This is a genomic window from Streptantibioticus cattleyicolor NRRL 8057 = DSM 46488 (assembly GCF_000240165.1).
In the GTDB taxonomy this organism is placed as follows: domain Bacteria; phylum Actinomycetota; class Actinomycetes; order Streptomycetales; family Streptomycetaceae; genus Streptantibioticus; species Streptantibioticus cattleyicolor.
In genome coordinates this window covers 6,167,870-6,191,998 of record NC_017586.1, presented here as the reverse complement: position 1 = coordinate 6,191,998, position 24,129 = coordinate 6,167,870, and the positions used below count along the sequence as shown (strand labels likewise).

Below are 24,129 nucleotides of genomic sequence, written 5' to 3'. Positions count from 1 at the left end.
CCCCGTTGTGTCCGACGAGCCGTCCGGTCAGGATCGCGGTGTCGTACCGACGGAGTCGGGAATCGGCCGTCGCACAGTGCTGCGGAGCGCATCGGTCAACGCGCTCACGTCGGTTCCAGTGGGCAGGGCCCATATCAGGTCGGCGATGCGGTCGGCTTGGTCCTCGGGTATCGCTCTGGTCGCGTTGAGCCGGAACTTGGCGGTCAGTTGCTCTTGTGACATCGGGTTGCCCGGTCCGCCGAGGCTCACCGGCACGCGTTCCGTGTGTCGCGATCCGTCGGCGAGCGTGGCCGTCAGCACCGATGGCATCTGCCTCGGGAACACGGCGCCGCACTCGTCGTCGGCGACGACCCGGACCTTCGCGGCGAGCGCAAGCCGCCGTGGATCCCGGGCGGCCGAGTCGGTGAAGTCCTCGTGGGACAGGCCGAGGCCGCCGCCGCCCAGCAGTGCCGCGGCCACGGTGAACGGGCCGCTGAACGCGGCGTGGTAGCCGGAGCGCGGTCGGCGCTTCTCCTCCGTCGGTTCGCCGATCGTGTGGACCACCGGCGCCGGGACACCCAGTACCAGGGACTCGACGGCGTCCGGGTCGATCCCGGCGGCGCGCATCCGCAGGGCCGCGTCCACGCCGGGGTGGGTGAAGTGGTTGCACGGGTACGGTTTGAAGAAGACAGTGGCCGCTTCCCAGCGCTCGCCGAGGCCGTCGGTCAGTTGGCCGAGGTCTGCCCGGTCGCCGCAGAACGCGTTGAGGAAGCCGAACCGGCCTTCCAGCACGGTCGGTGGGCCGGTCAGGCCGTGCCCGGCCAGATCGGCGGCGACCACTCCGCTGTGCGCCGCCCAGCCGCAGTGCACCCGCTTGATGGTGCCGCCGGTCCGGTTGGCCTCGATCACGCCCGATCCCATGCTGCAGGCGATCCCGATCACTGACGTGAGTGCTTCCGCGTCCAGGCCGCGCAGCATGCCGGCGGCGACGGCCGCGCCTACCGTGCCGCAGATCGCGGTGGCGTGCTGGCCGCGGTCGAAGAAGACCGAGTTCTTCACGGCCGGGTCGAATCCGGCCATGCCGAGCCGGCAGGTGACCTCGACGCCGATGGTGATCGCGTCCAGCAGCGCGGCGCCGCCCGCGTCGACCTCCTCGGCCACGGCCAGGGCGGCCGGGATCACCGCCGCGGACGGGTGCAGCACGGACGGCAAGTGGGAGTCGTCGAAATCCAGGCAGTGCGCGAGCGTGCCGTTGACCAGCGCCCCGGACGGTGCCGGCAACCGCTGAGCGGAGCCGATCGCGGTGGTCGCGGATACGCCGCCCCAGGCTCTGGTCAGTTCGTGCACGATGTGGGCAGGCTCGCAGTCGAGGGCCGCGATACTGTTGCCGACGAGGTCGACCAGGCGGGAGACGGAGGTCTCCCTGAGGTCAGCCGGCAGGCCGGTGCGGGCGGCTTGTGCGGCGAGCGCGGCCAGTCGCTGTGCGGGTGTGTTCATCGGTTACCGCCTACCAGCGCGAGCGGACGGACGGGTGAGCCGGTCGCGCCGAGGATCTTCAAGGGTGCCAGCACGAACGCGAACACGGCTGTGCCCAGGTCGACGAGATCGGTCAGCCGCAGGTTCTCCACGATGTGCACGCCGACGTCGACGAGGAGCATGCGATGGACCGGGAGAACGGCGTGCCCGGCTCCGGGATGGATCTGCTCGAACGCGGTGGTGTCCGTGCCGGCCGCGATGATCTCGTGGTCCACCAGCCACTCGGCGGCGGACGGTGTCAGGCCGGGCACGCCCGTCTCGTGACCGAGGTACCGATCCGGGTCCGGCCACCACGTGCTCCAACCCGTGTTGATCAGGCACACACCACCGGGGCCCGGTTCGGCACCGGCACGGTGGGCGGCCCGGTCGAGGTCCTCCGCGGTGATCCCGTAGCCACCGGGGAGGCAGTCTGTGTCGTGCGCGGCGGCCACGTCCAACAGCACGCCGCGGCAGACCATCGGCGAGATCGTCTCGACACCGTGGACGGTGAACCGGCCACCGGATTGCGCTTGCCCGCTGTCCCAGCCGCCGTGCAACCGGCCCTCGTGCGAGGCGTGCGCGAAGGCGTCGATGTGGGTGCCGACGTGGCCGCCGGTCACGATGATCTCGTTGGCCGCCGAGGTGCCGTCGGGTCGGACCGAGTCGCCGTGCCGCCGCAGCAGCGCCATCTTGAAGCCGGGGTGGTTGGGGGAACACGGCATACCGTTGAACAGTGGCTGCGCCAGGTCCACCGTCTTGACACCCTGGGCGATGGCCGCCAGCAACGCGTCGGATGTCACGCTCTCCGTGTCCGTCATGACGGCTCCTTGATCAGGTCGAGGGCATGCGCGAGTTCGAGGGTGAGCTTCGCCTGCGCGGTGATCGGCGGCGCGACGAGCCGGCCCTGTCGCTCCGTGATCACGACCGACGTGCTCCGTTGCCGGGCCGCTTCGGCGACCGCGCAGATCTCGCGGGCCTCCGCGATCTCGTCGGCGGTCGGGGTGTAGACTTCATGGATCACCGGCACCTGCGCCGGATGCAGTGCCATACGGCCGAAGAACCCAAGTCCTCTGCCGCGTCGGGTGCTCTCCCGCAGCCCGGCCGGATCGCGTACGTCCGGATACACGCACTGCGGCGGACACCCCAGGCCGGCGGCCCGCGACGCGGTCACCACGCGTACCCGGGCAGCGTCCATGGTCGGCCCGTCGGCATCACAGCGCAGGTCCACCCGCAGATCCCCTTCGCCGAGGCCGAGCAACTCGACCCGGCTCGCCGCCTTCGCCAGGGTGTACGCGCATTCCACCGCGAACGCGGATTCCAGCAGGAGGTGGACGGTCGCGGGGGAACCGGCCGTGTCCAGCAGGTCATCGACGGTCCGGACGTCGTCCGGACCGGCGACCTTCGGCAGCCGAACGCCCCACAGGCCCGGTCCGGCGACGGCCAGCACGTCGTCGGCGCATCTCCCGGAGCCCACCGAGTTCACCCGCACGTAGGTCGGCTTGCCGGTAGCGCGCGCCGTCACCTCGGCGACCGCGTCGCGGGCGTAGTCCTTCTTCTCGTCGGGGACGCTGTCCTCGAGATCCAGAACGACAGCGCCGCACTCGGACGCATACGCCCGCTCGATCTGGCGCGGGAGATGGCCGGAGACGTACAAGTAGCTGAGAACGTGGTTCATGGCCGCGCCAGGTCCGGTGCCAGTGGGGCGAGGCGGTCGGGGCCGAGCGCGGCCCGGAGTCCGGCGTCGGTGACGCCGAGACCGGGTCGCGGAGCGAGGCACAACACGCCGACCTTGCCGAGGTGTTGGTTGGTCTGCACCATGCGCGCGGCCTCGCCCACGTCGTCGAGTGGGTAGACGGCGGAGAGCATCGACGCGATCCGGCCCGTGCTGATCAGGCGGTTGGTTTCCCACTGTTCCTGGTAGTTGGCGCCGTGGCTGCCGATGATCCGCTTGAGCCGCATCCACAGGTAGCGGTTGTCGAACTGATGCTGGTAGCCGGTGCTCGATCCGCACGTCACCACGACGCCGCCACGCCGCGCCACGAACAGCGACGCGCCGAATGTCGCCCGGCCGACGTGTTCGAACACGATGTTCGGGTCGTCACCGGTCTCCTTGCGGATCAGCTTGCCCAGCCGCTTGCCGACCGCGACCACCTGGACCGGGTCGTCCGCGGCGCGGTCGTCGAGCCCTATCTCGTGCCGGTTGACGACGATGTCGCAACCGAGCCGGCGCACCGCCTCCGCCTTCTCCTCCGTACCGACCACACCGACCGCGGTCCCGCCCCCGTTGCGCACCAACTGCACCGCGTATCCGCCGAGTCCGCCGGAGGCGCCCCAGATCAGCACGGTGTCGCCCTGCTTGAGCCGTGCGCCATGCTCGCCGACCAGCATTCGGTACGCGGTCCCGGCGCACAGCGGGTTGCATGCCGCCTCCTCCCACGTCAGGTGCGCGGGTTTGGGCAGCAACTGGGTCGCGCGGACCACCGCGTAGTGCGCGAGTCCGCCGAAGTTGGTCTCGAAACCCCAGGCGAGCTGTCCGGGGCCGAGCATGCCGTCGGCCTGGGTGTCGGGTTCCTGGTCGTCGGCGTAGTTGGGGTTGATCACCACGTGGTCGCCGATCGACCAGTGGCGCACGCCGTTCCCCACCCGTACGACCACCCCCGCGGCGTCCGAGCCGACCACCTGGTAGGGCAGGTTGTGCCGGGTGTCCCAGCCGCCGCGGGCAGCCATCCGCTCCAGGAAACGGAACGTCGGGATCGGCTCGAACATGGCCGACCAGACCGTGTTGAAGTTGATGGCGCTGGCCATCACGGCCACCAGCACCTCGTCCGGAGCCAGCTCGGGCATGTCGACCGGCCCCACTCGCAACGACCTGCGCACGTCCTTGTCGGTGTCGCCATCGAACATGCGGGTGTCGTCGGCCAGCAGGTGCGCGGCCGGAAACCGTTCGGGCAGCGGCGTTCCCGCCAGTTCCTCCGCGGACGCGCCGGCGACCACGGCGGCGGACAGCTCCGGTAGTGCCGTCAGGGGTGTCACTAGTAGATCCCCTCCACCACGGTCTCGCCTTCGAACGCGTCCAGTGGAGCGGGTGAAGACACCGAGTCCCCGATGTGTCCGGGCGGTCCTGGCACGCGGATGACGGTGTCCCGCTCCAGGTTGTTGGGCAGGAACATGCCTTTGCTGACATGATTCATGACGACCTGACCGCGTTCGCCGTAGCCGACAGGCTCTCCGGTGGCCGGATCGACGACGCGGAACGTCACCACCGGGCTGCGCGGGTCGTACACGATGTCCTCGTCGGCGGATCGGCCGGGCCGCTCCATGGCACTCTCCAGGATCATGAGGCTGCCGTAACGGCTGAGCATCCGCACCGACGGGAAGAACTCGTGGCTCAGTTCGAACCGCTCGTCAACGGTCATGTGCGCGCCGCCCCAGAAGATCAGCTCCACCTTGCTGTTGATCAGCTCGACAAGGCTCGGTCGCCGGGTACAGGCCCGCAGCAGCGGTGGTGTGATGACCAGCAGGCCCACCCGCTGCGTGGCGAGGATGTGCTCCGCCTGGTCGAGCACATGGTCCACATATGCCTCGACCTGGTCCTTGCGTCCCGTGCTGGTGAGTTTCTTGACCCACCGGGGATCCATGTCGATGGTGAACTTCACGGTCCGCTGGCGCTCGACGACGAAGTCGTACAGCGCGCCGGCCTTGTGTGGACCGGTCGGGCCGAGATAGAGGATGTTGGAGGGTTGGCGTCCGGCGAACTGCGGGCCACGCATCATGCGCTCGACGTTGCTCTCCACCCAGTCCGGCATCAGGATGGCCCGCTTCGGCGCCCCGGTGGTGCCGCCGCTCTCGAACACCCTCGGTGCCGGGGGTTTCGGGCCGTAGCCGCGCGGAACGAGGTCCTCGACCGGGACGGTGCGCAGTTCGCTGACGACGTTGGGGAAGCGGCGAAGGTCGTCGAAGGTACGCACGTCCGTCACCGGGTCGAAATCCAGCGACTTGGCGCGCCGCAACCAGAACGGGGAGCCGGTGTCCGCGCCGAAATGCCAGGCCATAGCGGTCGCCAGGTACTCTTCGGGGTCGTCGGGGTCGAGTGACGGGTCGAGAATGGCCCACCGCTGCTCATCGTTCATCGCTGCGTTCGTTCCCTTTCGTCGGTGGGGGCGGCGTTGTCGTGAGGCTCGTCGAGGATCCCGAACACCTCGTCACGGTGTTCCCCGAGCCGCGGCCCGGCCCACCGCACCCGGCCGGGCGTCTCGGAGAGACGGAAGGGCACGTTCGGCATGAGGACGCTGCCCAGTTCGGCGTCGGGCACCCGCACGACCAAGTCCCTGGCCTGGAAGTGCGGATCGGCGAGGACGTCGTCGACCTCGTAGATCGGGGCGACGGCCGCGGCGACGGCCTCGAACGCCGCGATCACCGCGGGGCGCTCGCGTGCGGCGATCCACCGGCCGACGGCGTCGTCGATCACCGCCCGGTGTTCGACCCGGCCCATCCCGGAGGCGAACCACGGCTGTTCGGCCAGATCACCCCGGCCGACAAGGCGGACCACGCGTTCCGCCACCGCCCGTGCGGGGGCCGACACGGCCACCCAGCGGCCGTCGGCGCACTGGTACACGTTGCGCGGCGCGCTGCTCCTGGAGGCGTTGCCTACTCGCTCCGGCTTGATCGCCAGCGTGTCGTACACGGTCAGCTGCGCGCCGAGCGCGCCGATCATCGACTCGGTGATCGAGATGTCGACGACCTGGCCCTTGCCGATCGCATCACGGGCGTGTACCGCGATCAGGGTGGCGTACGCCGCCTGTACGCCCGCGAACGCGTCGGCAGCCGGGAAGGCGGGCAACTGGGGCGGCCCGTCAGGACCGCCGGACATGGCGACCAGACCGCTCATGGCTTCGGCCAGGGTGCCGAAACCGGCCCGCCGCGCGTAGGGCCCGTCCTGTCCGAAACCGGTCACCCGAGTGATGACGAGTCGTGGGTTGTGTTCATGGAGCACGTCCGGGCCGAGCCCCCAGCTCTCCAGGGTTCCTGGACGGAAGTTTTCGATGACCACGTCGGCCTGTGCCGCCAATCCCAGGAATCGTTCCCGGTCCGCGGCGTCCTTGAGATCGAGAGCGATCCCCTTCTTGTTGCGATTGACCACTTTCCAGGCCAACGGGACGCCTTGGTGCGAGTGGCCGTAACCACGCAACGGATCACCGGAGGGGTGTTCCACCTTGACGACGTCGGCGCCGAAATCCGCGAGCAGTTGCGCCGCGTACGGTCCGGCGAAAAGCGTTGATATGTCGAGAACCCTGATGTCCGCCAACGGCAGCGCGGAGTTGGGCGGGTCGTCCGGCCCTGTTGTCATGATTGTCTCGCTTCGCTGAAAGTTATCGGGTCCGAGGCGACCACGGGCCAGCCCGCGTCGTGCGCGGCGGCGCGCAGAACCAGGTCGGATCCGATCACCGTGGGGTTACCGACGCTGCGCAGCAGGGGTAGGTCACTGGCGTGATCGCCGTACGCGTAGCAGACGACGGGGTCGATCCCGTGTTCGATCATGAGCGCCGTCGCGGCGGCGGCCTTCGCCGGACCGATCATCGGTACGGCGATCTCCCCGGTCATGACTCCGTGATCGTCGATGACGGGATCGGTGCACAGCACTCGGTCGGCACCAAGGGCGTCGGCGATGGGAGCCACGCAGGGCAGAAACGACCCGGAGACGAATACGACGAGATGCCCGGCGTTGCGGTGCCGCCGCAATGCGTCGACCCCGGCGGAGATCAGTGCGTCGGGCCGGTCGAGAAACTCGCGGGCCCATCGCCGGCCCTCGACGATCAACCGTTCCCACTCCACACCCGCGTACTGACGGTAGTAGGCACGGTTGATCTCGGCTCGGTCAACGCGTGACTGCATCGCGTGGAGCTGTGCGCGGATCGCGTCGTATCGCTCGCCATGGTCACCGGCGACCGCGAGGTGATGGCGCAGAAACTCGAAGATCGTCTTGGCGTTCACGATCGTCTCGTCGACATCGAAGAACGCCACCGGAGTGGCAGGGCGCGTCATGTCGCCGACCGTCCGGTGCCGTTGAGGTTGGTCACGGCCGCCGCAGCCCTGCGCTGCTCGACCGCGCCGATGCGGTCCCACTCGAATGCCGTGAAATTGATTGTCGCACAGGAGACCCTTCTGCCGGACTGCTGCATCTCTATTCGGACGTGAAAGTCGAGTTTGCTCGGGTCATGGAGATCGGCGTTCAGCACCGTAGCGGTGATCGAGGCCGGCAACGGAAACAGGAAGTTCTCGAAGTCGATTTCCATGGAGTTCCATACCACGAAGTACTTGTTCGATGGCCAATGGTGCCGATAGCCGACCTCGAACAGCGCGAGGAACATCTGTCGCGCGGCCTCGACACCGACCATCCCTTGCACGTGCAAGCCGGTCTGATGGTCCTGCAGCAGCTCGTTGCGGCCGTCCACTCGAAGCCGCGCCGTGAAGGTCTGCGGTCCGAGTTGCCGCAGGTCGGCGAGGAGGACGTTCTCCGGATTGTGCTTGTGTACGACGTCGCGGTCCGCCGCGCGAGACTCCACGTCGTCGGAAATGCGCACGTGGTCGGTCATTCCCAGGCGGGCAAGGGTGGCCCGCAGGTCGTCGAGTGCGTCGTCGCTGACGTCCTGACCCCTGACGATCTCGACGGGGTGGGTGGTGCCTCGGTATTCGCCGGCGGCGACCGTGGCGGCGAACTCGGACACCGTGCGGACTCCCGGCAGCGCGGCGGATGTCTGGAATCGCTCACCGACCAGAACGATCGTGTGAGCCTCGGTCTGTGCGGGGACGCTGTCTGTCGTGGAAGTCACGGTCACGGTCTCCTCTTACCTGCTCAGGCGGTCTGCCGCGTCGTTCAGACTTCTCGTCCTGCCACAGCGGATTCACGAGTGATTTCTCGGAGCGTCTTGTCGATGTCGGGCAGCCCGGCTGCCGAACCATGCGCGGCAACGAAACCGTCCGGGCGAATCAGGTAGTAGCACCACGACGAACACAGCAGGCGGGGTGCTGGCACAGTGAGGTGGTGGTGCTGAACCACGTCGCACCGGTTCTCGGCAATCCGGCGGGCCTTCGATTCGGCGGGGTGATCGGCATTGCCCAGCGTGAGCAGCAGAAAGCGATGCGGCGCAGTACCGGCCACGGCCTGGATGTCGGTGGGGAACACGGTCCCCACCCGCCCGGGATGCCGGTGCTTCCCGGACAAGCTCGGGAACTTGCCCGGCGAGTAGGAGAGACGATTGCCCGCCATCGTGGCGGCGATATGCCGTTGTACGGTTTCAGAGCGCTCCGCGATACCGAACGCCATGTCGCGGACCTGTGCCTTCCACGGCGCGGTGACGAGCCATGCCCGGGTCTGGACATCGGTGTTGCGAACGACCTGCTTGGCGATGCGGTGCCGTTCGCTGTGGTAGGTCGACAGTAGGGCTTCGCCTGCTGTTCCGTGCACGACCATGGCGAGCTTCCACGCGAGGTTGTGGGCATCCTGGAGACCGGTGTTCAGTCCTTGGCCACCGGCAACGGAGTGGACATGGGCGGCATCGCCGATCAGGAAACAGCGCCCGGCGCGCATGCTGGCGCTGATGCGTCGATGAGCCTGAAACAGGGTGAGCCACTGTGGATCCGACAGCTGTATTCCGCCGGGACCGCGGAGATCGGCGAGTTGCTGAATCATCGCGAGCGATGCGGCGTCGGTGTCGCGCGGGACGTTGACAAACACCCGGTGGTAGTTCCCGGGGAGCGGAGCGATGACGAGGATGCCACCCGGACTCTGAAAGTACCGCACCTCATCACGGCAGAGATCACCTGCTGCCCGGAAATCACCCAGCATGAACAAGCTGGGGTAGGTGTCACCGACGAAGTCGATGCCGAGCGCGCTGCGCACAGTACTGTGGGCGCCATCGGCGCCGATGACCCAGTCGGCGTCGACAGTCATGCCGCTGCCGTCCGGTCGGCGAACGCTCAGCCGGACACCGTCGGGGCCCGCGTCGACATCGGTGACCGTGTGCTCCCACTCGACGCCGCCGTCCACGTCGCGCAGCGCGTTGGTGAGCAGTTCTTCGGTGATGTTCTGCGGAAGGCACAGCGGTGCGGTAGCCGCTTCGAACCGGAGTCGCCCGATGCGTTTCTTCGACGAAAAATACTGGAATCCGCGCATCGGAATTCCTCGATCACGAGCGTGCTGCGCCATCCCGAGATCTGCGAAAATCTGAAGCGTTCGTGGCCATAGTAATTGCGCTTTGGAATGGGTCGCCGGTGCGGACCGACGATCGAAGACGCGAGTCCGCACACCCCTTTTGCGAAGCTCGCATGCAGCCATAATGCCGGTCGGTCCGCCACCGACAATGACGACTGTGGAAGTCCCAGTGGGCATGCGGTCATGCTACGGGCTCCGGTATCCGAATGCAATGACCAATAACCGTTGTTCGAAACGGCAACGCGGCCTGTAGAAACGGGCATCCGGTCCTGTAGGAACGGACGTCCGGCTGGTCAGGACAGACGATCGGTGGCGTCATTTCGGGCAATCGACCAGATGGGCGGGCTCAGGGGTGGCGGTATGCCTCGCCGGCATGCCAGGATCAGCTGGAACCCAGGTAGGACTAGGATTTACGGATGACCAAAAGCACGGTCGGCGAACTCGTAGTCGAGACCACATCCGGCATGGCATGCGGATTTATGGATCGCGGCGTGCCCAATTGGCGGGGAATCCCTTATGGAAGCATCCCAGAGCGGTTCTCCCCACCGGTCCCACTCCGTTCCGCCCGGCGCGTGGACGCCCGCACCTGGGGGCCGGTCTGCTGGCAGGTCCCGGTCGGGCCGCGGAAGAAGTGGGCACCCATTTACCCGGATGCCGTCGAAAGCGAGGACTGCCTCAACCTGAACGTCTGGTCGCGTCGGCCCGGCCGGCCGGACCCGCAACCGGTTCTGGTGTGGCTGCACCCCGGGCGGCACATGCTCGGCGGCAACTCTCCCTCGGTGGACCCCTGGGTGCTCGCCGCCTATCACGACGTGGTGGTGGTGACACCGCACTACCGGCTCGGGCCGTGGGGTTGGCTGTATCTCGGCGAACTCGCCCCGTCGGACTACGCGCACAGTTCGAACCTGCCGGTCCGCGATCACCTGCTCGCGTTGGAGTGGGTGCGGGACAACATCGCCGCGTTCGGCGGCGACCCCGGCAACGTCACCCTCTTCGGCCTGTCCACCGGGGCGTCCGATGTCGCCACGCTGCTCGGCGTGCCTGCCGCGCAAGGGCTGTTCCACAAGGCGGCGATCTACAGCGGCAACGCTGACAACGTCATCACGCTGTCCGATGCGTCCGAGTTCGCCAACCGCTTCCTCACCGCCGCCGGCTCGCTGGCGGACAGCGCGCCGGACCTGGCGCGGTTGGACAATGTCGCACTGCGCTACATCCACGGCAAGATGCTGCGATCCGGCCCGGTTCCGTACCAACCGTGCGTTGATGGCGACGTCATCCCCGACTCCCCGCTGCTCGCGATGGGCAAGGGCCTGACCACGGGCGTCCCGGTCCTCGTCTCGGTCACCTCGGACGAAGCCGGGATGTACGAGGCGGTCAGCTCGCCCAAGGACGTCGCGGAGAAGTACGCCGAGGTCCTCGGCGACGACGGCAGCACGCATGAGCAGAAGCTGGAGGCATTGACCCGGAAACTCTACGTCGAGCCCGCCGAACGGCTGATGAGCGCGGTCGCCGGTGGCGGCGGGACATGCTGGGCGCAGGTTTTCGACTACCACCCCACGCTGTCGGTCCTCGCCCGCGACCCGCGGCTGGCTCACCGCGCCGTGCACGCGGTCGACAAGGCCGCGCTCTTCCACGACCTGGACGGCCCGCTCGGCACCGACGCGGATCGTCGCGCCGCCGTCGAGGACCAACTCGGTCTGATCAACCTGGCCCGGCACGGCCACCCGGGGTGGGCAACGTACACGGCGCGGGAACCCACCGCGAAATGGATCAACCCCGACCTGCGCGATGGACACACCATCCGCGCTTTCCGTCGGTGACGACCGGCATCGCGCCGACTCGCGGTCACCTGACCAGGGCGAATCCAGCTTTCCGGTGCCGCTCATCCACCGGGAACGGCGCCACACCACGTTCCAGTCCGCAGCGAGCTCGTGGGTGGATCTGGTGGTCCAGCGCAGCGGCGAGACGGGGATCGCCGTGGACGTCGAGGCCCGACCACCGGATCCACGACGCGCTCGTGGCCACCGCCGACCCCGCGGGCTTGCTCGAACAGGGCTTTACCGGCGCCCAGTTCGCGCACCCCGGGCAGCACCCCTGACCCCGCAGGCGCCGACGCCACGAGCCACCGCTCCGATGCCGCCGTGGCCGAGCGATCGGTTCTCCGCTCCCACCAGCAGACGCCGCTGCCACTCGACATCTCCGACCTGTCGCGCGCGGTCAACGGGGCGAACACCCCGGTGGACGGCGGGCGGAACGCGCCAAGCGCCCACGGCTACTGAGCGGCGCGGGCGGCGGGCGTCCCATGGGCGTCGGGCGTGCCCTTCACGGGAGGCCGACGTGGGAGACGTCGTGGCGTCCGAGCCGCTCCTGCACGTCGTGCAGCAAGGTGGCGAGCAGGGCCGACAGTTGCCCGCGCTGGTGTGGTGGGAGGCCGGAGAGCAGTTCCGTTTCCCTGCCGAGCACCTGGTCGACGGTCGACTCGACCAGGTCGTGACCGGCCGCGGTGAGGGCGACCAGTACCGTGCGCCCCTTGCCGGTGGCCGCTCCGCGGGTGACCAGGCCGTCGCGTTCGGCGCGGGCGACCCGCTGGGAGATCGCCCCGGCGGTCACCAGTGACTGGCGGGCCAGGTCACGGGTACTGAGCGTGTACGGCGGCCCGCTGCGGCGCAGGACGCTGAGCAGGTCCAAGGTCGCCGGGTCCACGCCGGCTTCGGCCAGCAGGCGTCTGCGGTCGTCGCCGAAGAGCTTGGCCAGCTGCCACAGCCGAGTCACCACGCCGATCGACTCCACCGGTGTGCCGGGCCTCTCCCGCCGCCAGGCCGCCGCGATCTCCTCGACGGCGTCCGGCGCGCCGGTGGTGGCTTGTTCCCGGTCGGCGTGGACACCTTCGGTTTGCTCGCGTGCCATGGACACCCCTAACGTTAAGTACTAAATTTAGACCTAAATACAGTCTGGCCCGTACCGCCACGGCACCGGGCACAAGCCCGGCGCCCGAAGACGAGGATAGGAAGATGACCGCACCGACGAGCTGTCAGGTCACCGGTGCCGCCCCTGCCCGGCGCGCCACCCGACGGGACTGGGCCGGGCTGACGGTGGTCCTGGCGGCGATGTCCATCAGCCAGATCGACATGTTCATCGTCAACGTGGCCGCGCCCGCCATCCAATCCGGCCTCCATGCCTCGTTCGGCGCGCTCCAGCTCGTCATCGACGGCTACGTCATCGCCTACGCGGCAGGCATGGTCACCGGCGGCCGTCTGGGGGACCGCATCGGCCGCAAGCGGACGTTCCAGATCGGCGTCGCCGCGTTCACGGCCGCGTCACTGCTGTGCGCCCTGGCCCCCGACACCCCCGTACTGATCGCGGCGCGGGTTCTGCAAGGGCTATCCGCCGCCGTGATGACACCCCAGGTACTCTCCATCGTCCGTGCCCAGTCCCCGATGCCCGCGACCGGGGCCGCGCCGTCGCCGCCTACGGCGCCTCCATCGGCCTGGGTGTGATCGCCGGACTCGTCGGCGGCGGACTCCTGCTCGACCTGGACGTCGCCGGACTCGGCTGGCGCATGATCTTCCTGATCAACGTGCCCGCCGGAGTGGCGATCCTCGCCGCCGCGGTGCCCGCGGTCGGTGAGAGCCGCAGCTCCCACCGGCCGCGCCTCGACCTGGCCGCCGTGCTCGCCACCGCGCTGATCCTGCCCGCCGTCCTCCTGCCCCTGGTGATCGGCCCGGACGCCGGCTGGCCCTGGTGGATCTGGCCCCCCGGTCGCCGCGGGAGCCCTGCTGACCGTCGCCCTGCTGCGCTGGGAGAAACACCTGGAGGACACCGGCGCCGAGCCGCTGCTGCCACGCCGGTTGCTGCGCGCCCCCGGCTTCCCACTGTCGATGCTCACCGTCGTCGTCTTCTTCTCCGGCAACGCCGGCCTGTTCCTCGTGCTCACCTACCACCTCCAGTCCGGAATCGGGCTGCCGCCCCTGGCCGCCGGCCTGGTCTTCGTCCCCCTCGGAGCGGGGTTCATCGCCGCCTCCGCCGCCTCTCGCCGCCTGGCGGCCCGCTTCGGCATCACCACCTCGGTGGTCGGCGCGACGGTCGTGGCGGCGGGCCTCGCCCTGGTGCCCCTCGCCACCGGCCACCCTCCCGCCACCCAACAATGGCTGCTGGCCGCCGTGATGGCCCTGTCCGGACTGGGCCAGGCCCTCGTCGTCGCCCCGCTCGTCGAGACCGTCCTGGCACGCGTCCACACCGACGACGCCGGAGCCGGATCCGGCGTCCTCAACACCCTCACCCAAGCCGGCATGGCCCTCGGCGTCGCCGCCATCGGCACCCTCTACCGCACCGCACTCGGCACCAACCCCGACACCCCCTCCCCCGACACCACAACCACCGACTACACCCACGCCTTCAACCTCACCACCCTCACCCTCGCCCTCCTCGCCCGCACCGTGGCCGCCCTCTGCCTCCGCCTCCGCCACACCCCCGCACGCGACACGGTGTCGACCTCCGCCGTACCGTCGCATCCGTCCGCCGCGGACCCGAGGAAGCCGCCTTCCGCATGACGCCGCTCGGTACGAGCCGGTGGACTCCGCCCAGGCTCGTCGCGGCATGCCGAACGACCGGTTCCGGGCGACGAGTTGGAGGGACGCGGCGGCACGGAGGGCGGATGCCGCCGCTGCGGGGAGTGGCTCAGCTGCTCCGGCTGGTCGCGTGCTTGGGCAGGAAGGACATCACGGCCCACATCACAGCGAGGGCACCGCCGACCCACCGGATGACGCCGGTGAACGCCCCCCGGCTGACCGCGCCGTCGGCCGAGCGTGGTGGCAACGGGCGAAGAGGGCCGCCCGCACACGCCGTCCCGGCGCAGTGTCAGTGGTGGCCCATAGCCTGTCGGCCATGACGAGAACGGCACAGACGTACACCTATCTCCGTCCATCCGCCGTACGGTCCACGGCGGATGGACGGAGCATCGGCCTGGAGACCTCGGGCGGCGCCACGTTGGCCGGGCGGGAGGCCCATCCGAGCTTTTTCCGGGGGTTTCTGACCTACCCTCAGGTCACCGCTGCCGGACTGCTGTGTGTCGCGGACGTCGCCGCCGCCCGCTACTACCAGTTGCAACTCGATTCCTGGCGCGACCCGGTCGTCACTGGGAACGGGGACCGGCTGAGGTTCGAGTCGTTCTCCGCCTGCTGCGGGGTGTACGCGCGGCTCGACGTGCTGGGCGACGCGCTGGACGGTGACGACATCGGGCACGGTACGACCAACGTCGACGTGAACATCCCGTTGCGGGACGCCCTGACCCGGGTGGGCGCGAGCGATCCGCTGCGTCTGGAGGTGGGGCCCGACGAGATGACCGTCACCACCTTCGAGGGGCCGGTGGTGGAGAAGAAGGTGCCGCTGCCCGAGCGCTGGCTGCGCGGCTTCGCCGAGACCCAGGTGATCGCCTCCGGTTTCGACCTGCGGGCCGAACTCCCGGCGGCCGAGGCCGTGCGTTTCCTCCGCGCGCTCCCCCGCCCCGGCGCCACCCGCGGCGCCTCCAAGGGAGCGCGCTGGGTCGTCCCGGCGGGCCGCTCGCTGCGCGCCACCACCCGGCCGGTCCCCGGCGCGGTCTGTCTGCCCGGGCCCGAGCGGCTGACCGCGCTGAGCCGGGTGCTGCGCCATGCGACGGGGCTGCGGATCCACGGCCCGGCCGTCACGGCGGGCAGCGGCCCGGTGGCGAGCGCGTGGGAGATCGGACTCCCCGGGATGCGGCTGACCCTCACCCTGTCCCCGGACACGTCACGGGGCTTCTCCGGCGAGGGCGGCGTCCTCGACGCCCTGGCGGCGGACGAGTCGGCCGAGGACGCCGACCTGGTGTCCGTGCTGCTCGCCTGGGACCCCGCCGTCGACATCGCCGACCTCGCCACGCAGTCCGGGCTGACCCCGCAGCGGGTACGGGCCGCGCTCACCCGCCTCGGCACGGCCGGGCGCATCGGCTACGACACGGCCGAGGCGGCGTACTTCCACCGGGAGCTGCCGTACGACACCGGACGGGCCGAGCGGGACAACCCCCGGCTGCGCGCCGCCCACGCCCTCGTCGACGCGGGTGCGGTGCGCCTCGACGGCGAGACGGCCACCGTCACCGTCGAGGATCACAGCCACCGGGTCAGGTCCGCCGAAGGGCGGCTGACCTGCACCTGCCGCTGGTGGGCCGAATACCGCGGCGGACGCGGCCCGTGCAAGCACGCCCTCGCCGTCCGCATCGCCCGCCGCGCGGCCGTCACCGCCACCGCTCAGGACAACACTGACACCCCCACCGGAGCCACCCGATGACCTTCACCCACGACCTCCCCGACCACCGGATCCCCGACGGGACCGCGGACGGCGTCCGCACCCTGCTGGACGCGGTGCGCGAGGGCCGCGTCGAGGACATCCCCAAGCTGGTCGGCACCCTGACCGACGCCGAACGGCGCAAGGGGCTGCCGGTGCTCAAGCAGTGGCGCAAGGAGATCCCGGAACTCTGGCGGGGCGAGGGGCACTTGCTGGTCCGCCGGGGTCTGCTGCTCGCCGGGGCGGGGTGCTGCACCGGCGCGACGGCGGCGGCCCAGTGGCTCACGAGCCGCGATCTGTGGTGGGCCGGGCCTGAGGACCCCCAGGTGGTCGTCGACGTGCTGGGCGACCGCGCCCCCGAGTGGCTGGCCGAGGTGGCGCGTCGGCTGGCGGAGCGCCGCACCGTCGGCGGGTGGGAGTACGGGCTGATCAAACGGCTGTCGCTGCTCGCCGGCTGCGAGCCGCCCATGACGGACGGCTTCGTCCTCGGCTGGGAGAGGGACATCCCTCAGCGGGGTAGGACGATCGAGGAAGGGCTGCGGGACGATCCGTTCCTGAAGGCGGCCGTCCCCCGGCTGTTCGAGGTGGACGAGGCCGGCTCGGACTTCCAGTACACCTGGGGCGCCGACCCCGGGTGGCCCGGGGCGCTCGCCTCACTCGCCCGGGAAGGGCTGCTCAGCCGCGAGATGCTGGTCGAGGGGTGTCTGTCACGGCTGCTGCGCGGTGGCCGGCTCGGCATCGTGAAGGGCTTCCTCGCCCTGCTGACCGCCCTGGACCTGACCGCGGACGAGCGGGCGGCGCACACCCTCACCTGGGTGCGGATGCTCTCCGTCGGGCACTCGCTGGCAGCCGCCCGCGCCCAGGAGGTGCTGGCCGAACTCGACGAGGCGGGGCGTCTGGAGACGGAGCACCTGGTCGAGGCGTCCAGGGCCGCCCTGTTCCGGCCCGAGAAGAAGATCGTGCGCGCCCAGTTGGCCATGCTCGACAAGGCGATCAAGCGCGACCGGTCCCTCACGGACGAGCTGCTGCCGGTGGTCTCCGAGGCCTTCGGCCACGAGGAGCACAGCCTCCAGGACAAGGCCCTCGCCCTGGCCGTCCGCCACCGCAAGCACGCGGGCGAGGGCGTCCTCGCCGAACTGGCGGCCAGTGTCCAGCTGCTCCCCTCCGACCTGCGTGAACGCGCGGCCGAGGCGTTCGGTGGCGTCGTGGCCGCCGAGGAGGCCGGTCCGCCCGCCGTGGAGGACGACGTCCTGCCGCCCGTCGCGGCCCCCGAGCGCCTGGACCCCGCACCGCTCGCCCCCGCCGAACTCGCCGAGGAGGTCGTCGCGCTGCTGCGTGGCAAGGGCACCCCGGCGCAGGAGGAGCGGGCGCTGAACAGCCTCGTCGTCCACGCCCACGCCGACCTGGCGGGGCTCCGCGCGGCCCTGGAACCGGTCGTCGCGGCGCACCGGCAGCCTGCCTCATGGCTGAGCGACAACGTCTTCGCGCAAGCGCTCGAAGCCGTCGTCATGTTCGTCATGGGCGACGCCGCGAAGGAGAAGACGAGCACCCTGCGCATCCAGTCCGGGCTGGGTGCCCTGCGCTTCCGGTTCCAGGAGCACCAGTGCCCGCACACGGCGATCTGGTCCGTCTGCCTCAGCCGCGCGGCCGAGATCGGGGCGCGGCTGGAGCTCGGGGACCCCTTGCCGTTCCTGCTGGCCACGCCCACCTGGACGACGGGGACCATCGACCCGTCGGAGCTGGCGGCCCGGCTCGCCGCGTACGAGGAATCGGGCACCGAGCCCGGCCCGGCCGACCTCGTCCAGGCCCTGCTGCGGCTGGACCGGGACGTGCCGCTCGAAGCGCGGGCCGCGGCGGACCGGCTCACCTCCCCGGCGGGGCGGCGGCTGGCCGCCTGGCTCGCCTCGGGCGGCCTGCCCGACCCCGTCGTCTCCCGGGAGACCGAACGGCTCAGGCTCAGGACCCCCCGCCCCGGTGTGCTCGTGCGCACCGAGGCCCTTCCCGGACATGAGGACCACCCCGAGCCGTTCCGCTCCCTGCTCGACGCGCACGACCCCATCGGCCGGCCGTGCAAGTGCGGGGGCGGCGGGCAGTGCTCCCCGCAGGCCCTGGCCCTCCTGCCCCAGCACCGGGAGATCATCGCGGCGCGGATGCTGTCCGCCTTCTCGGCCCTGGCCGACTCCGACCACCTCGGTCACGGCGTGCCCGTGCTGCCCGCGCTGGCCGAGTCCGGCGGGCCGGCGGGCCCCGCGACCCATCTGCTGGTGGCGTACGGACTCGGGGCGCGACGCTTCGAGGAGCAGCTGTTCGCGGTGGACGCGATGCTGGTGCTGGCCGCTCGCGGACAACTCCACGCGGAGCAACTCGGCCGGGATGTCGCCGAGTTGGCCAGCCTGCGCCGCCTCAAGCTGAAGCGGGTCGTGGCGGCACTTCAGGAAGCGGTGCGCACCGGTGCGTACGCCACGGTGTGGGCGGTGCTCTCGGGCGCCCTCCCCGGGCTCCTGTCGGGAGAACCGGCACTCGCCGACGGCGCTCTGCTCACGCTCGCGGCCGACTGCGCGGAGCGGTCCGGGTCCCGTGGCGCGATACCGGAGATCGACGAGCTGGCGGCGCGCAAGGGCTCGTCACAGCTGATCAAGCAGGCCCGGCGGCTCAGGACGGCGCTGAGCCGCGACGCCTCCTGCCGGTAGGCCGTCAACTGATCGTTCGCCGAAGGGAGGTTCGCGGGCGACGGAGGTGTATGCGGCGGCGAGCAGGCGTCCTTGGAAGCGGCCCAGCACCTGCATGGAGCGTGCCTGGTAGCGGCTGTAGCGGGCTCGGTCAGTGATCGGGAGCTGGGCCAAGGACGTCGACGGTCAAGCGCGTGCCACGATCCGGTGCACCGCCTTGCCGGAGGAGACGCTGGTCAGCTCCTCGTCCAGCAGCACCTCCAGGCCGGCGAGGCCCTGACGGACCAGCGACGGGGCGACCGGGGCGTACAGCCGGCCGTGGTCGTCGCGTTGGGCGCTGCCGGTGACCACCCGCCAGCTGAGGTAGAGGGTGCCGCCCGGCTGGAGCAGGCCACGCAGGCGCCGCACGGCGGCGGCGGCGACGGAGTCGGGCTCCAGGTGCATGATGACGGTCTCGCACAGCACGTTGGCGAAGGCGCCGTCGGGCGCGCCCGCCAGCTCGGGCAGGGCGGCACACTCGAATGGCAGCTGCGGGTACCGCTTGCGGGCCTCGGCCAGCAGCCCGGTGGACGGCTCGTACCCGGTGGTGGGAAAGCGGTTGGCGGTCAGCCAAGCCGTGTCCCGGCCGCCGCCACAGCCGACATCAGCCGTCGGTCCGGGACGGAACCAACGCAGCAACGCAGTCCGCAGATCGTCCGGTTCCGGCTGCTCGTGCCACTGCGAGGCGAAGGCGGCGGCCTCGCGGTCGTAACCGTGCAGGGTTTCCAGGTCCACCGGTTCGTCTCCCTCCCAACACGGCTGCGGGTCAGCGCGCTGAGCCAGCATAATCAGCCGGCCAACCGTCGAATCCGGCGGCAGAGGTCAATGCCGTGTCCTGCGGTAACCGTGTCGATCATCCTCGGGAGGGTGGGGCAGGTCAGCGGCGGGGGTTGACCCTGCGGTCGATGTCGAGGGTGAGGTGGAGGGCGTCGAGGACGCCGGCCGGGGTGAGTTGGTTGTCGGCGTTGCCGTGGAGGACGTCCATGACGTGGCCGATCATGGCGGTGTACTGGTCGGCGGGTGGGAGGTGCAGATCGCCGGCGCCGTCGGGGGTGTAGGCGGTGACCGTGCCGGTGGGCCTGCCGTCGAAGCCCATGGTGGAGGAGGCGTCCAGCACGCCGTGTTCGAACGTGGCGGTGTAGCCGCCGCGGGCGCCCCAGGTCGACGGCATCAGCGAGGACACCGAGGAGCGGGCGACGGCGCCGTCGAAGGAGAGGACGGTGTCGATGGCGGCGGAGTCCTCGTTCCGCGCGACCGTGGTGACGGTGATGTCGCGGGGCAGGCCGAGGACGCGGGTGATGATGTCCATGTCGCTGTGCATGGCCTCAAGCGGCAGGACGTTCAGCCCGAGCGAGGCCCCGGGCCACAGGTGAGCGGTGAGGTTCCACAAGGTCAGTTGCTCCAGCCGACCGTAGGTGCCCTCGCGTACGGCGTCGAAAAGGGCCTGGTTGGCGGGGATGAACCGGTCGAACATGTCCACGAAGACGTGCTTGTCGCTGCGCGCGGCGGCCTCGGCGACCCGCTTGGCGTCCTCCAGGTTGGCGGCCAGAGGCAGTTCGACCAGTGCGTGCTTGCCCGCGTCCAGGGCGCGCAGCGCGAACGGGGCGTGCAGGTCGACCGGGAGGCAGATGTCGACCAGGTCGAACGAGTCGTCCTCGAACGCGGCGTCCGTCGCCGTGGAGGAAGCGAAGCCGAACTGACCGGCCGCCTTCGCTGTCTTCTCCGCGTCGCGGCCGAACATCACCACCTCCACGTCGTCCCGAGCGGCGTAGACGGCGGCGTGCGCCTGGCCGAAGCCGGTTCCCAGCAGCGCGATCTTCATCTCGTTACTCTCCTTGCGTTTTTGGCGTCATGGCGCCCCGGGCTCCGCCATCGCGGGCGGGAGCCTGGACCGCCGGGGGTGCGGATGTTCAGCTGGCCTGGTCGCCGGTGGGGCGGGAGAACACACCGAAGCGGTTGCCGCGCGGGTCGATGAGGCGGCAGGAGACCAGGCCCCCGGGGCTGGTCCGCGGTCCGTGCTCCAGCCGTGCCCCGGCTCGCTCGGCGCGGGCGGTGGTGGCGGCCACGTCGGTGACCAGGAAGCACGACATGACGTAGTCGGCCCCGGCCGCGCCCTGGCCGCTGTGGTCCCGCAGACTGCCCGACGGCCACTTGGCGCCGGGGCCGAAGACTGTGGAGTGCGAGGTGCCGTCGGCCTGGTCGTTCTCGAACCGCCAGCCGAATCCCGCGGTGTAGAAGTCGGTGGTGGCCTTCACATCAGTGGTGCCGATCTCGAACCAGGCCATCGACCCCGGCTTCGGCGTGAACGCCGCCTGCTCCATGTACCGCCGCGTGCCGGTGATCCGCTCCTCGAATCGCCGCGAGGTGGACTGGGAGAACAGGGAGAGCAGGTTGCCGCGGGGGTCCCTCACGCGGGCGAAGACGGTCACGTCCCCCACCGGTGTGGCCGGCACGACGACCGTCGCGCCCAAGCCGGTGAGTTTGTCGACGTCTGCGGGCACGTCGGCGGACAGGATGGACAGGTTGATGGCCTCTTCGCCGGTGTCGCCCTGCTGGACGGCACCCATCGGCCACGGAGCGCCGGGCGCGAGGATGCGGGTGTAGGTGCGGCCGTCGATGGAGGAGTCCGGGTCGACCTCGAAGGTCCAGCCGAGCAGGGGGCCGTAGAAGCCGGTGATGGCGTCGGGGCCGGTGGTGCCGATCTCGAACCAGACGACCTGGCCGGGGGACATGTAGCTCATCAGAGTTCTTCCTCTTCGTACGGGTGGAAACGCACCGTGCGGTGCTGTGACTTGTCGTGGTCGAGCCTTGCTGCGTCTCGGGTGGCGAGCCCCGAGTGCACGGCGGGCGTCCGCGTTCCGCTCGCGTCACCGGGGCCGGCCCGGCTTCCCGCATCACCAGCGGGGATCAGCCCACCCGCGCTGATCTGCGCATGCGTAGGGGCTCGGGTGTGTTCGCTCTCCGGGCATGCCCCCACGCTAGGCGGGCTTTAGGACAGCACACGTCCTAGAAGACAGGCAGTCTGGAGGCATGACGACCGACCTGCCCGCTCGGATGCTCCGCCTGCTCTCCCTGCTGCAGACCCGCCGCGAATGGTCCGGCACCGAACTCGCCGAACGCCTCGGCGTGACCACCCGCACCATCCGCCGCGACATCGACCGGCTGCGCGGCCTCGGCTACCCCGTCGAAGGCACCACCGGCCACGCCGGCGGCTACCGCCTCGCCTCCGGCGCCGCGATGCCCCCGCTCATCCTCGACGACGAAGAAGCCATCGCCACCGCCGTCGCCCTGCGCACCGCCGCCGGTCACCTCACCGGCATGGAGGAGACCTCACTGCGCGCGCTCGCCAAACTGGAACGGATCCTCCCCGCCCGGCTGCGCGCCCAGGTCGCGGCCCTGCACCAGGCGACGGACACCATCGGCTGGGAAGACCGCGGCCCCCGCGTGGACCCGGCGGCGTTGACCACACTCGCCACCGCCTGCCGCGACCACGAAACCGTCACCTTCGACTACACCACCCGCGACGGCACCGCCGCCCGCCGCCGCGCCGACCCCCACCACCTGGTGGCCTCCGCCGGGCTGTGGTACCTCCTCGCCCACGACACCGGGCGCGACGACTGGCGTGTCTACCGCCTCGACCGCATCACGGACCCGGTCCCCACCCGTCATCGCTTCACGCCACGCCCCGTCCCCGGTCACGACCCGGCCGACTACGTCGCACAGAAGATCGCCACCGCACCCGCCCGTTACCGCGCCCTCGCCACCGTCCACGCCCCCGCCGACACCATCCGCCACCGCACCGGCGCCCTGCCCGCCCGCGTCCAGCCCCTCGACGACACCACCTGCACCGTCGACTGCTCCAGCGACTCCCTCGCCCACATCGCCCAGGCCCTCACCGCCCTGAACGCGGACTACGCCCTCGACGCCGACCCCGACGTCACCAACTACCTCCACCACACCACCGAACGCACCAGACGCGCCCTCGGCACCTGACGCCCCGATGGTCCGGCGGCGGCAACTCCACGGGCTGTCGGCACAACAACGGCCGTGACCGGCTGGGGAATCAGCCGGTCACGAATCCACCCCGCGGGGGCGATGGTCAACTGGAGGGTGAGAACGGCGTGAGCGAGGCCGGCGGCGCGGTTGATGCCGCACAGTGGCTGGCCCTCGGTGCCGCGCGGTCCACCGTCGACGACTCCGCCTCCCTGCCCGGCACCAGGACGGCAAGGGTGGCGCGGGCTTCACGTCGCAGCGTGGGGCGCCGAGCGAAGGTCGCGGTCAGAGCGAGAATCGAGACCGTGCATCCGTAGAACACGGCAGCGATCGTGGAGAGGAGCCCGATCGTCATCGGGCACGCACCTTTCTTCCCCCCGTTCGGCCCGTCCGGCACGCAGCCGGTGGAACGGGCGCTGATGCGTTTCCCCTTCACTATACGGCCACCGTCAACCCCGCCCGGGCTAGGTGTTGTTGGCCCGGGCTACGGCACACCGGGCCGGTCAGTGAGATGCGTGCCGGGACCGGTCACGCCTCGGGGAGCACCGCCTCCAACACTTTAGGACTTGCGCAACCATGGAAAGTAATTGGTACGTTGACCAGGTCGTCCCGCGCCGGGCCACGACCGCTGGAGACGGCACCGCGCGGGAAGCACAGCCGAACGCGACACGAGGAGGACGGCCATGGAGCTGCCGACCGGACCGGACCAGCCGCGCCGGCAGTTTTCGGAGGGCGCGGAAGACCTGGACCACGACAAAGCGGCGGACTTCGAACGGCTGTTGGAGCAAGCTCTGACCTCGGCGAAGGTCCGCGAAGCCATGGCTCGAACCCCCGGACCCGACCTGGAACAGCTCCGTACGCGGGCCCTGCGGGCACGCCAGGCCATCGCGGCGGCGGCGGAGCCCGAGTACCTGGCTTACCTCCGTTCACGTGCGGCGGCGTCCAGCACGGCACCCTCCGACCCGCGACAGCCGCCCGCCGAGGCGCCGGAGGGTGGATGGCGCGGCCAGTGGGCACCCGCGCTGGCGGTGCTCGTCCCGGTCCTCGCCGGCGCCGCGGCGGTCGTGTTGCTCCTGCTCGGATACGCACTGCGACTCGGCGATGCCGGGCAGGACGTCGCCGGTCAACTCGTCACGGCCGGATGGACGTCGGGGGCCATCGCCGCCGTGGTCGCGCTGACCGGGCTCATCAGGCTGATCGCCGGGGCGACCGGCAACCGTTCCACGGTGACCGGCTCCTTCGCCGAACGGCGGGAAGACCTCGAACGCTCCCGGGCCGCCTGGCAACAGGCACTTGTCGACCGCGGCATCACGCCGTTCCTCCTCGGCCAGTTGCGGGACGCGTCCTCCGGCACCGCCGATCCGCCGCTCGGCCGGTCCCACGAAGTCGGCGGAGAGCCCACGACCTGACCGGAGCACACCGAGC

22 protein-coding genes are annotated in these 24,129 nt (G+C 70.4%); 8 read left to right on the top strand and 14 right to left on the bottom strand.

What is annotated here, in order from left to right:
- Positions 1 to 27: 27 nt before the first annotated feature.
- From SCATT_RS27225 to SCATT_RS27185, 9 genes are read right to left on the bottom strand one after another with little or no spacing between them, the layout of a single operon-like run.
- Positions 28 to 1,476, bottom strand: a complete 1,449-nt coding sequence (locus SCATT_RS27225; RefSeq protein ID WP_014146452.1) for an MmgE/PrpD family protein — start codon at positions 1,474 to 1,476, stop codon at positions 28 to 30.
- Complete coding sequence (locus SCATT_RS27220; RefSeq protein WP_014146451.1) at positions 1,473 to 2,312, bottom strand: cyclase family protein; 840 nt, start codon at positions 2,310 to 2,312, stop codon at positions 1,473 to 1,475. Before SCATT_RS27220 ends, SCATT_RS27225 begins: the two co-directional genes overlap by 4 nt.
- On the bottom strand, positions 2,309 to 3,169 hold the full coding sequence (locus SCATT_RS27215; protein WP_014146450.1) for an HpcH/HpaI aldolase/citrate lyase family protein: 861 nt from the start codon (positions 3,167 to 3,169) through the stop codon (positions 2,309 to 2,311). The genes SCATT_RS27220 and SCATT_RS27215 overlap by 4 nt, the downstream gene beginning before the upstream one ends.
- The gene (gene ccrA, locus SCATT_RS27210; protein ID WP_014146449.1) at positions 3,166 to 4,527 is read right to left on the bottom strand and encodes a crotonyl-CoA carboxylase/reductase; all 1,362 of its coding nucleotides are present in this window, start codon (positions 4,525 to 4,527) and stop codon (positions 3,166 to 3,168) included. Before ccrA ends, SCATT_RS27215 begins: the two co-directional genes overlap by 4 nt.
- Positions 4,527 to 5,624 carry a phenylacetate--CoA ligase family protein gene (locus SCATT_RS27205; protein ID WP_014146448.1) on the bottom strand — a complete coding sequence of 366 codons (1,098 nt, stop codon included), beginning with the start codon at positions 5,622 to 5,624 and terminating at the stop codon, positions 4,527 to 4,529. The genes ccrA and SCATT_RS27205 overlap by 1 nt, the downstream gene beginning before the upstream one ends.
- Positions 5,621 to 6,841, bottom strand: a complete 1,221-nt coding sequence (locus tag SCATT_RS27200; protein ID WP_014146447.1) for a CaiB/BaiF CoA transferase family protein — start codon at positions 6,839 to 6,841, stop codon at positions 5,621 to 5,623. The genes SCATT_RS27205 and SCATT_RS27200 overlap by 4 nt, the downstream gene beginning before the upstream one ends.
- On the bottom strand, positions 6,838 to 7,536 hold the full coding sequence (locus SCATT_RS27195; protein WP_014146446.1) for an HAD family hydrolase: 699 nt from the start codon (positions 7,534 to 7,536) through the stop codon (positions 6,838 to 6,840). Before SCATT_RS27195 ends, SCATT_RS27200 begins: the two co-directional genes overlap by 4 nt.
- Positions 7,533 to 8,330: an AfsA-related hotdog domain-containing protein gene (locus SCATT_RS27190; protein ID WP_014146445.1), complete on the bottom strand. Its 798-nt coding sequence runs from the start codon at positions 8,328 to 8,330 to the stop codon at positions 7,533 to 7,535. The genes SCATT_RS27195 and SCATT_RS27190 overlap by 4 nt, the downstream gene beginning before the upstream one ends.
- A gap of 38 nt (positions 8,331 to 8,368) precedes the next feature.
- The gene (locus SCATT_RS27185) at positions 8,369 to 9,883 is read right to left on the bottom strand and encodes an FAD-dependent monooxygenase (RefSeq protein WP_078590837.1); all 1,515 of its coding nucleotides are present in this window, start codon (positions 9,881 to 9,883) and stop codon (positions 8,369 to 8,371) included.
- Between the two features lie 239 nt (positions 9,884 to 10,122).
- Here SCATT_RS27185 and SCATT_RS27180 point away from each other — a divergent pair, with 239 nt between their 5' ends.
- Positions 10,123 to 11,526, top strand: a complete 1,404-nt coding sequence (locus tag SCATT_RS27180) for a carboxylesterase family protein (protein ID WP_078590835.1) — start codon at positions 10,123 to 10,125, stop codon at positions 11,524 to 11,526.
- 321 nt (positions 11,527 to 11,847) lie between these two features.
- Positions 11,848 to 11,985, top strand: a complete 138-nt coding sequence (locus SCATT_RS39770; protein WP_014146442.1) for a hypothetical protein — start codon at positions 11,848 to 11,850, stop codon at positions 11,983 to 11,985.
- Between the two features lie 43 nt (positions 11,986 to 12,028).
- On the opposite strand, the gene SCATT_RS27170 is transcribed toward SCATT_RS39770, so the two are convergent.
- Positions 12,029 to 12,613 carry a MarR family winged helix-turn-helix transcriptional regulator gene (locus SCATT_RS27170; protein WP_014146441.1) on the bottom strand — a complete coding sequence of 195 codons (585 nt, stop codon included), beginning with the start codon at positions 12,611 to 12,613 and terminating at the stop codon, positions 12,029 to 12,031.
- 104 nt (positions 12,614 to 12,717) lie between these two features.
- Here SCATT_RS27170 and SCATT_RS27165 point away from each other — a divergent pair, with 104 nt between their 5' ends.
- The 4 genes from SCATT_RS27165 to SCATT_RS27150 all read left to right on the top strand — a co-directional run bounded on the left by SCATT_RS27165 (position 12,718) and on the right by SCATT_RS27150 (position 18,693).
- Positions 12,718 to 13,203, top strand: a complete 486-nt coding sequence (locus SCATT_RS27165) for an MFS transporter (protein ID WP_014146440.1) — start codon at positions 12,718 to 12,720, stop codon at positions 13,201 to 13,203.
- Between the two features lie 276 nt (positions 13,204 to 13,479).
- Positions 13,480 to 14,256 carry an MFS transporter gene (locus SCATT_RS27160; RefSeq protein ID WP_078590834.1) on the top strand — a complete coding sequence of 259 codons (777 nt, stop codon included), beginning with the start codon at positions 13,480 to 13,482 and terminating at the stop codon, positions 14,254 to 14,256.
- 334 nt (positions 14,257 to 14,590) lie between these two features.
- Positions 14,591 to 16,006: an SWIM zinc finger family protein gene (locus SCATT_RS27155; RefSeq protein ID WP_014146438.1), complete on the top strand. Its 1,416-nt coding sequence runs from the start codon at positions 14,591 to 14,593 to the stop codon at positions 16,004 to 16,006.
- Positions 16,003 to 18,693, top strand: a complete 2,691-nt coding sequence (locus SCATT_RS27150) for a DUF6493 family protein (protein ID WP_014146437.1) — start codon at positions 16,003 to 16,005, stop codon at positions 18,691 to 18,693. Before SCATT_RS27155 ends, SCATT_RS27150 begins: the two co-directional genes overlap by 4 nt.
- A 165-nt stretch (positions 18,694 to 18,858) precedes the next feature.
- Here the strand turns inward: SCATT_RS27150 and SCATT_RS27145 are convergent, their stop codons facing one another.
- The 3 genes from SCATT_RS27145 to SCATT_RS27135 all read right to left on the bottom strand — a co-directional run bounded on the left by SCATT_RS27145 (position 18,859) and on the right by SCATT_RS27135 (position 21,452).
- Positions 18,859 to 19,446: a class I SAM-dependent methyltransferase gene (locus SCATT_RS27145; protein WP_014146436.1), complete on the bottom strand. Its 588-nt coding sequence runs from the start codon at positions 19,444 to 19,446 to the stop codon at positions 18,859 to 18,861.
- Positions 19,447 to 19,588: 142 nt separating this feature from the next.
- The gene (locus SCATT_RS27140) at positions 19,589 to 20,533 is read right to left on the bottom strand and encodes a Gfo/Idh/MocA family protein (protein ID WP_014146435.1); all 945 of its coding nucleotides are present in this window, start codon (positions 20,531 to 20,533) and stop codon (positions 19,589 to 19,591) included.
- An 88-nt stretch (positions 20,534 to 20,621) separates the two neighbouring features.
- The gene (locus tag SCATT_RS27135; RefSeq protein ID WP_014146434.1) at positions 20,622 to 21,452 is read right to left on the bottom strand and encodes a VOC family protein; all 831 of its coding nucleotides are present in this window, start codon (positions 21,450 to 21,452) and stop codon (positions 20,622 to 20,624) included.
- A 289-nt stretch (positions 21,453 to 21,741) separates the two neighbouring features.
- On the opposite strand from SCATT_RS27135, the gene SCATT_RS27130 reads away from it, so the two are divergent.
- Positions 21,742 to 22,704 carry a helix-turn-helix transcriptional regulator gene (locus SCATT_RS27130; RefSeq protein ID WP_014146432.1) on the top strand — a complete coding sequence of 321 codons (963 nt, stop codon included), beginning with the start codon at positions 21,742 to 21,744 and terminating at the stop codon, positions 22,702 to 22,704.
- A gap of 106 nt (positions 22,705 to 22,810) precedes the next feature.
- Here SCATT_RS27130 and SCATT_RS27125 read toward each other — a convergent pair whose 3' ends face one another.
- Positions 22,811 to 23,059, bottom strand: coding sequence for a hypothetical protein (locus SCATT_RS27125; protein ID WP_014146431.1), 249 nt, complete (start codon positions 23,057 to 23,059; stop codon positions 22,811 to 22,813).
- Positions 23,060 to 23,387: 328 nt separating this feature from the next.
- Here SCATT_RS27125 and SCATT_RS27120 point away from each other — a divergent pair, with 328 nt between their 5' ends.
- Entirely contained in the window at positions 23,388 to 24,113 is a 726-nt protein-coding gene (locus SCATT_RS27120) for a hypothetical protein (RefSeq protein ID WP_014146430.1), read from the top strand.
- Positions 24,114 to 24,129: the final 16 nt, after the last annotated feature.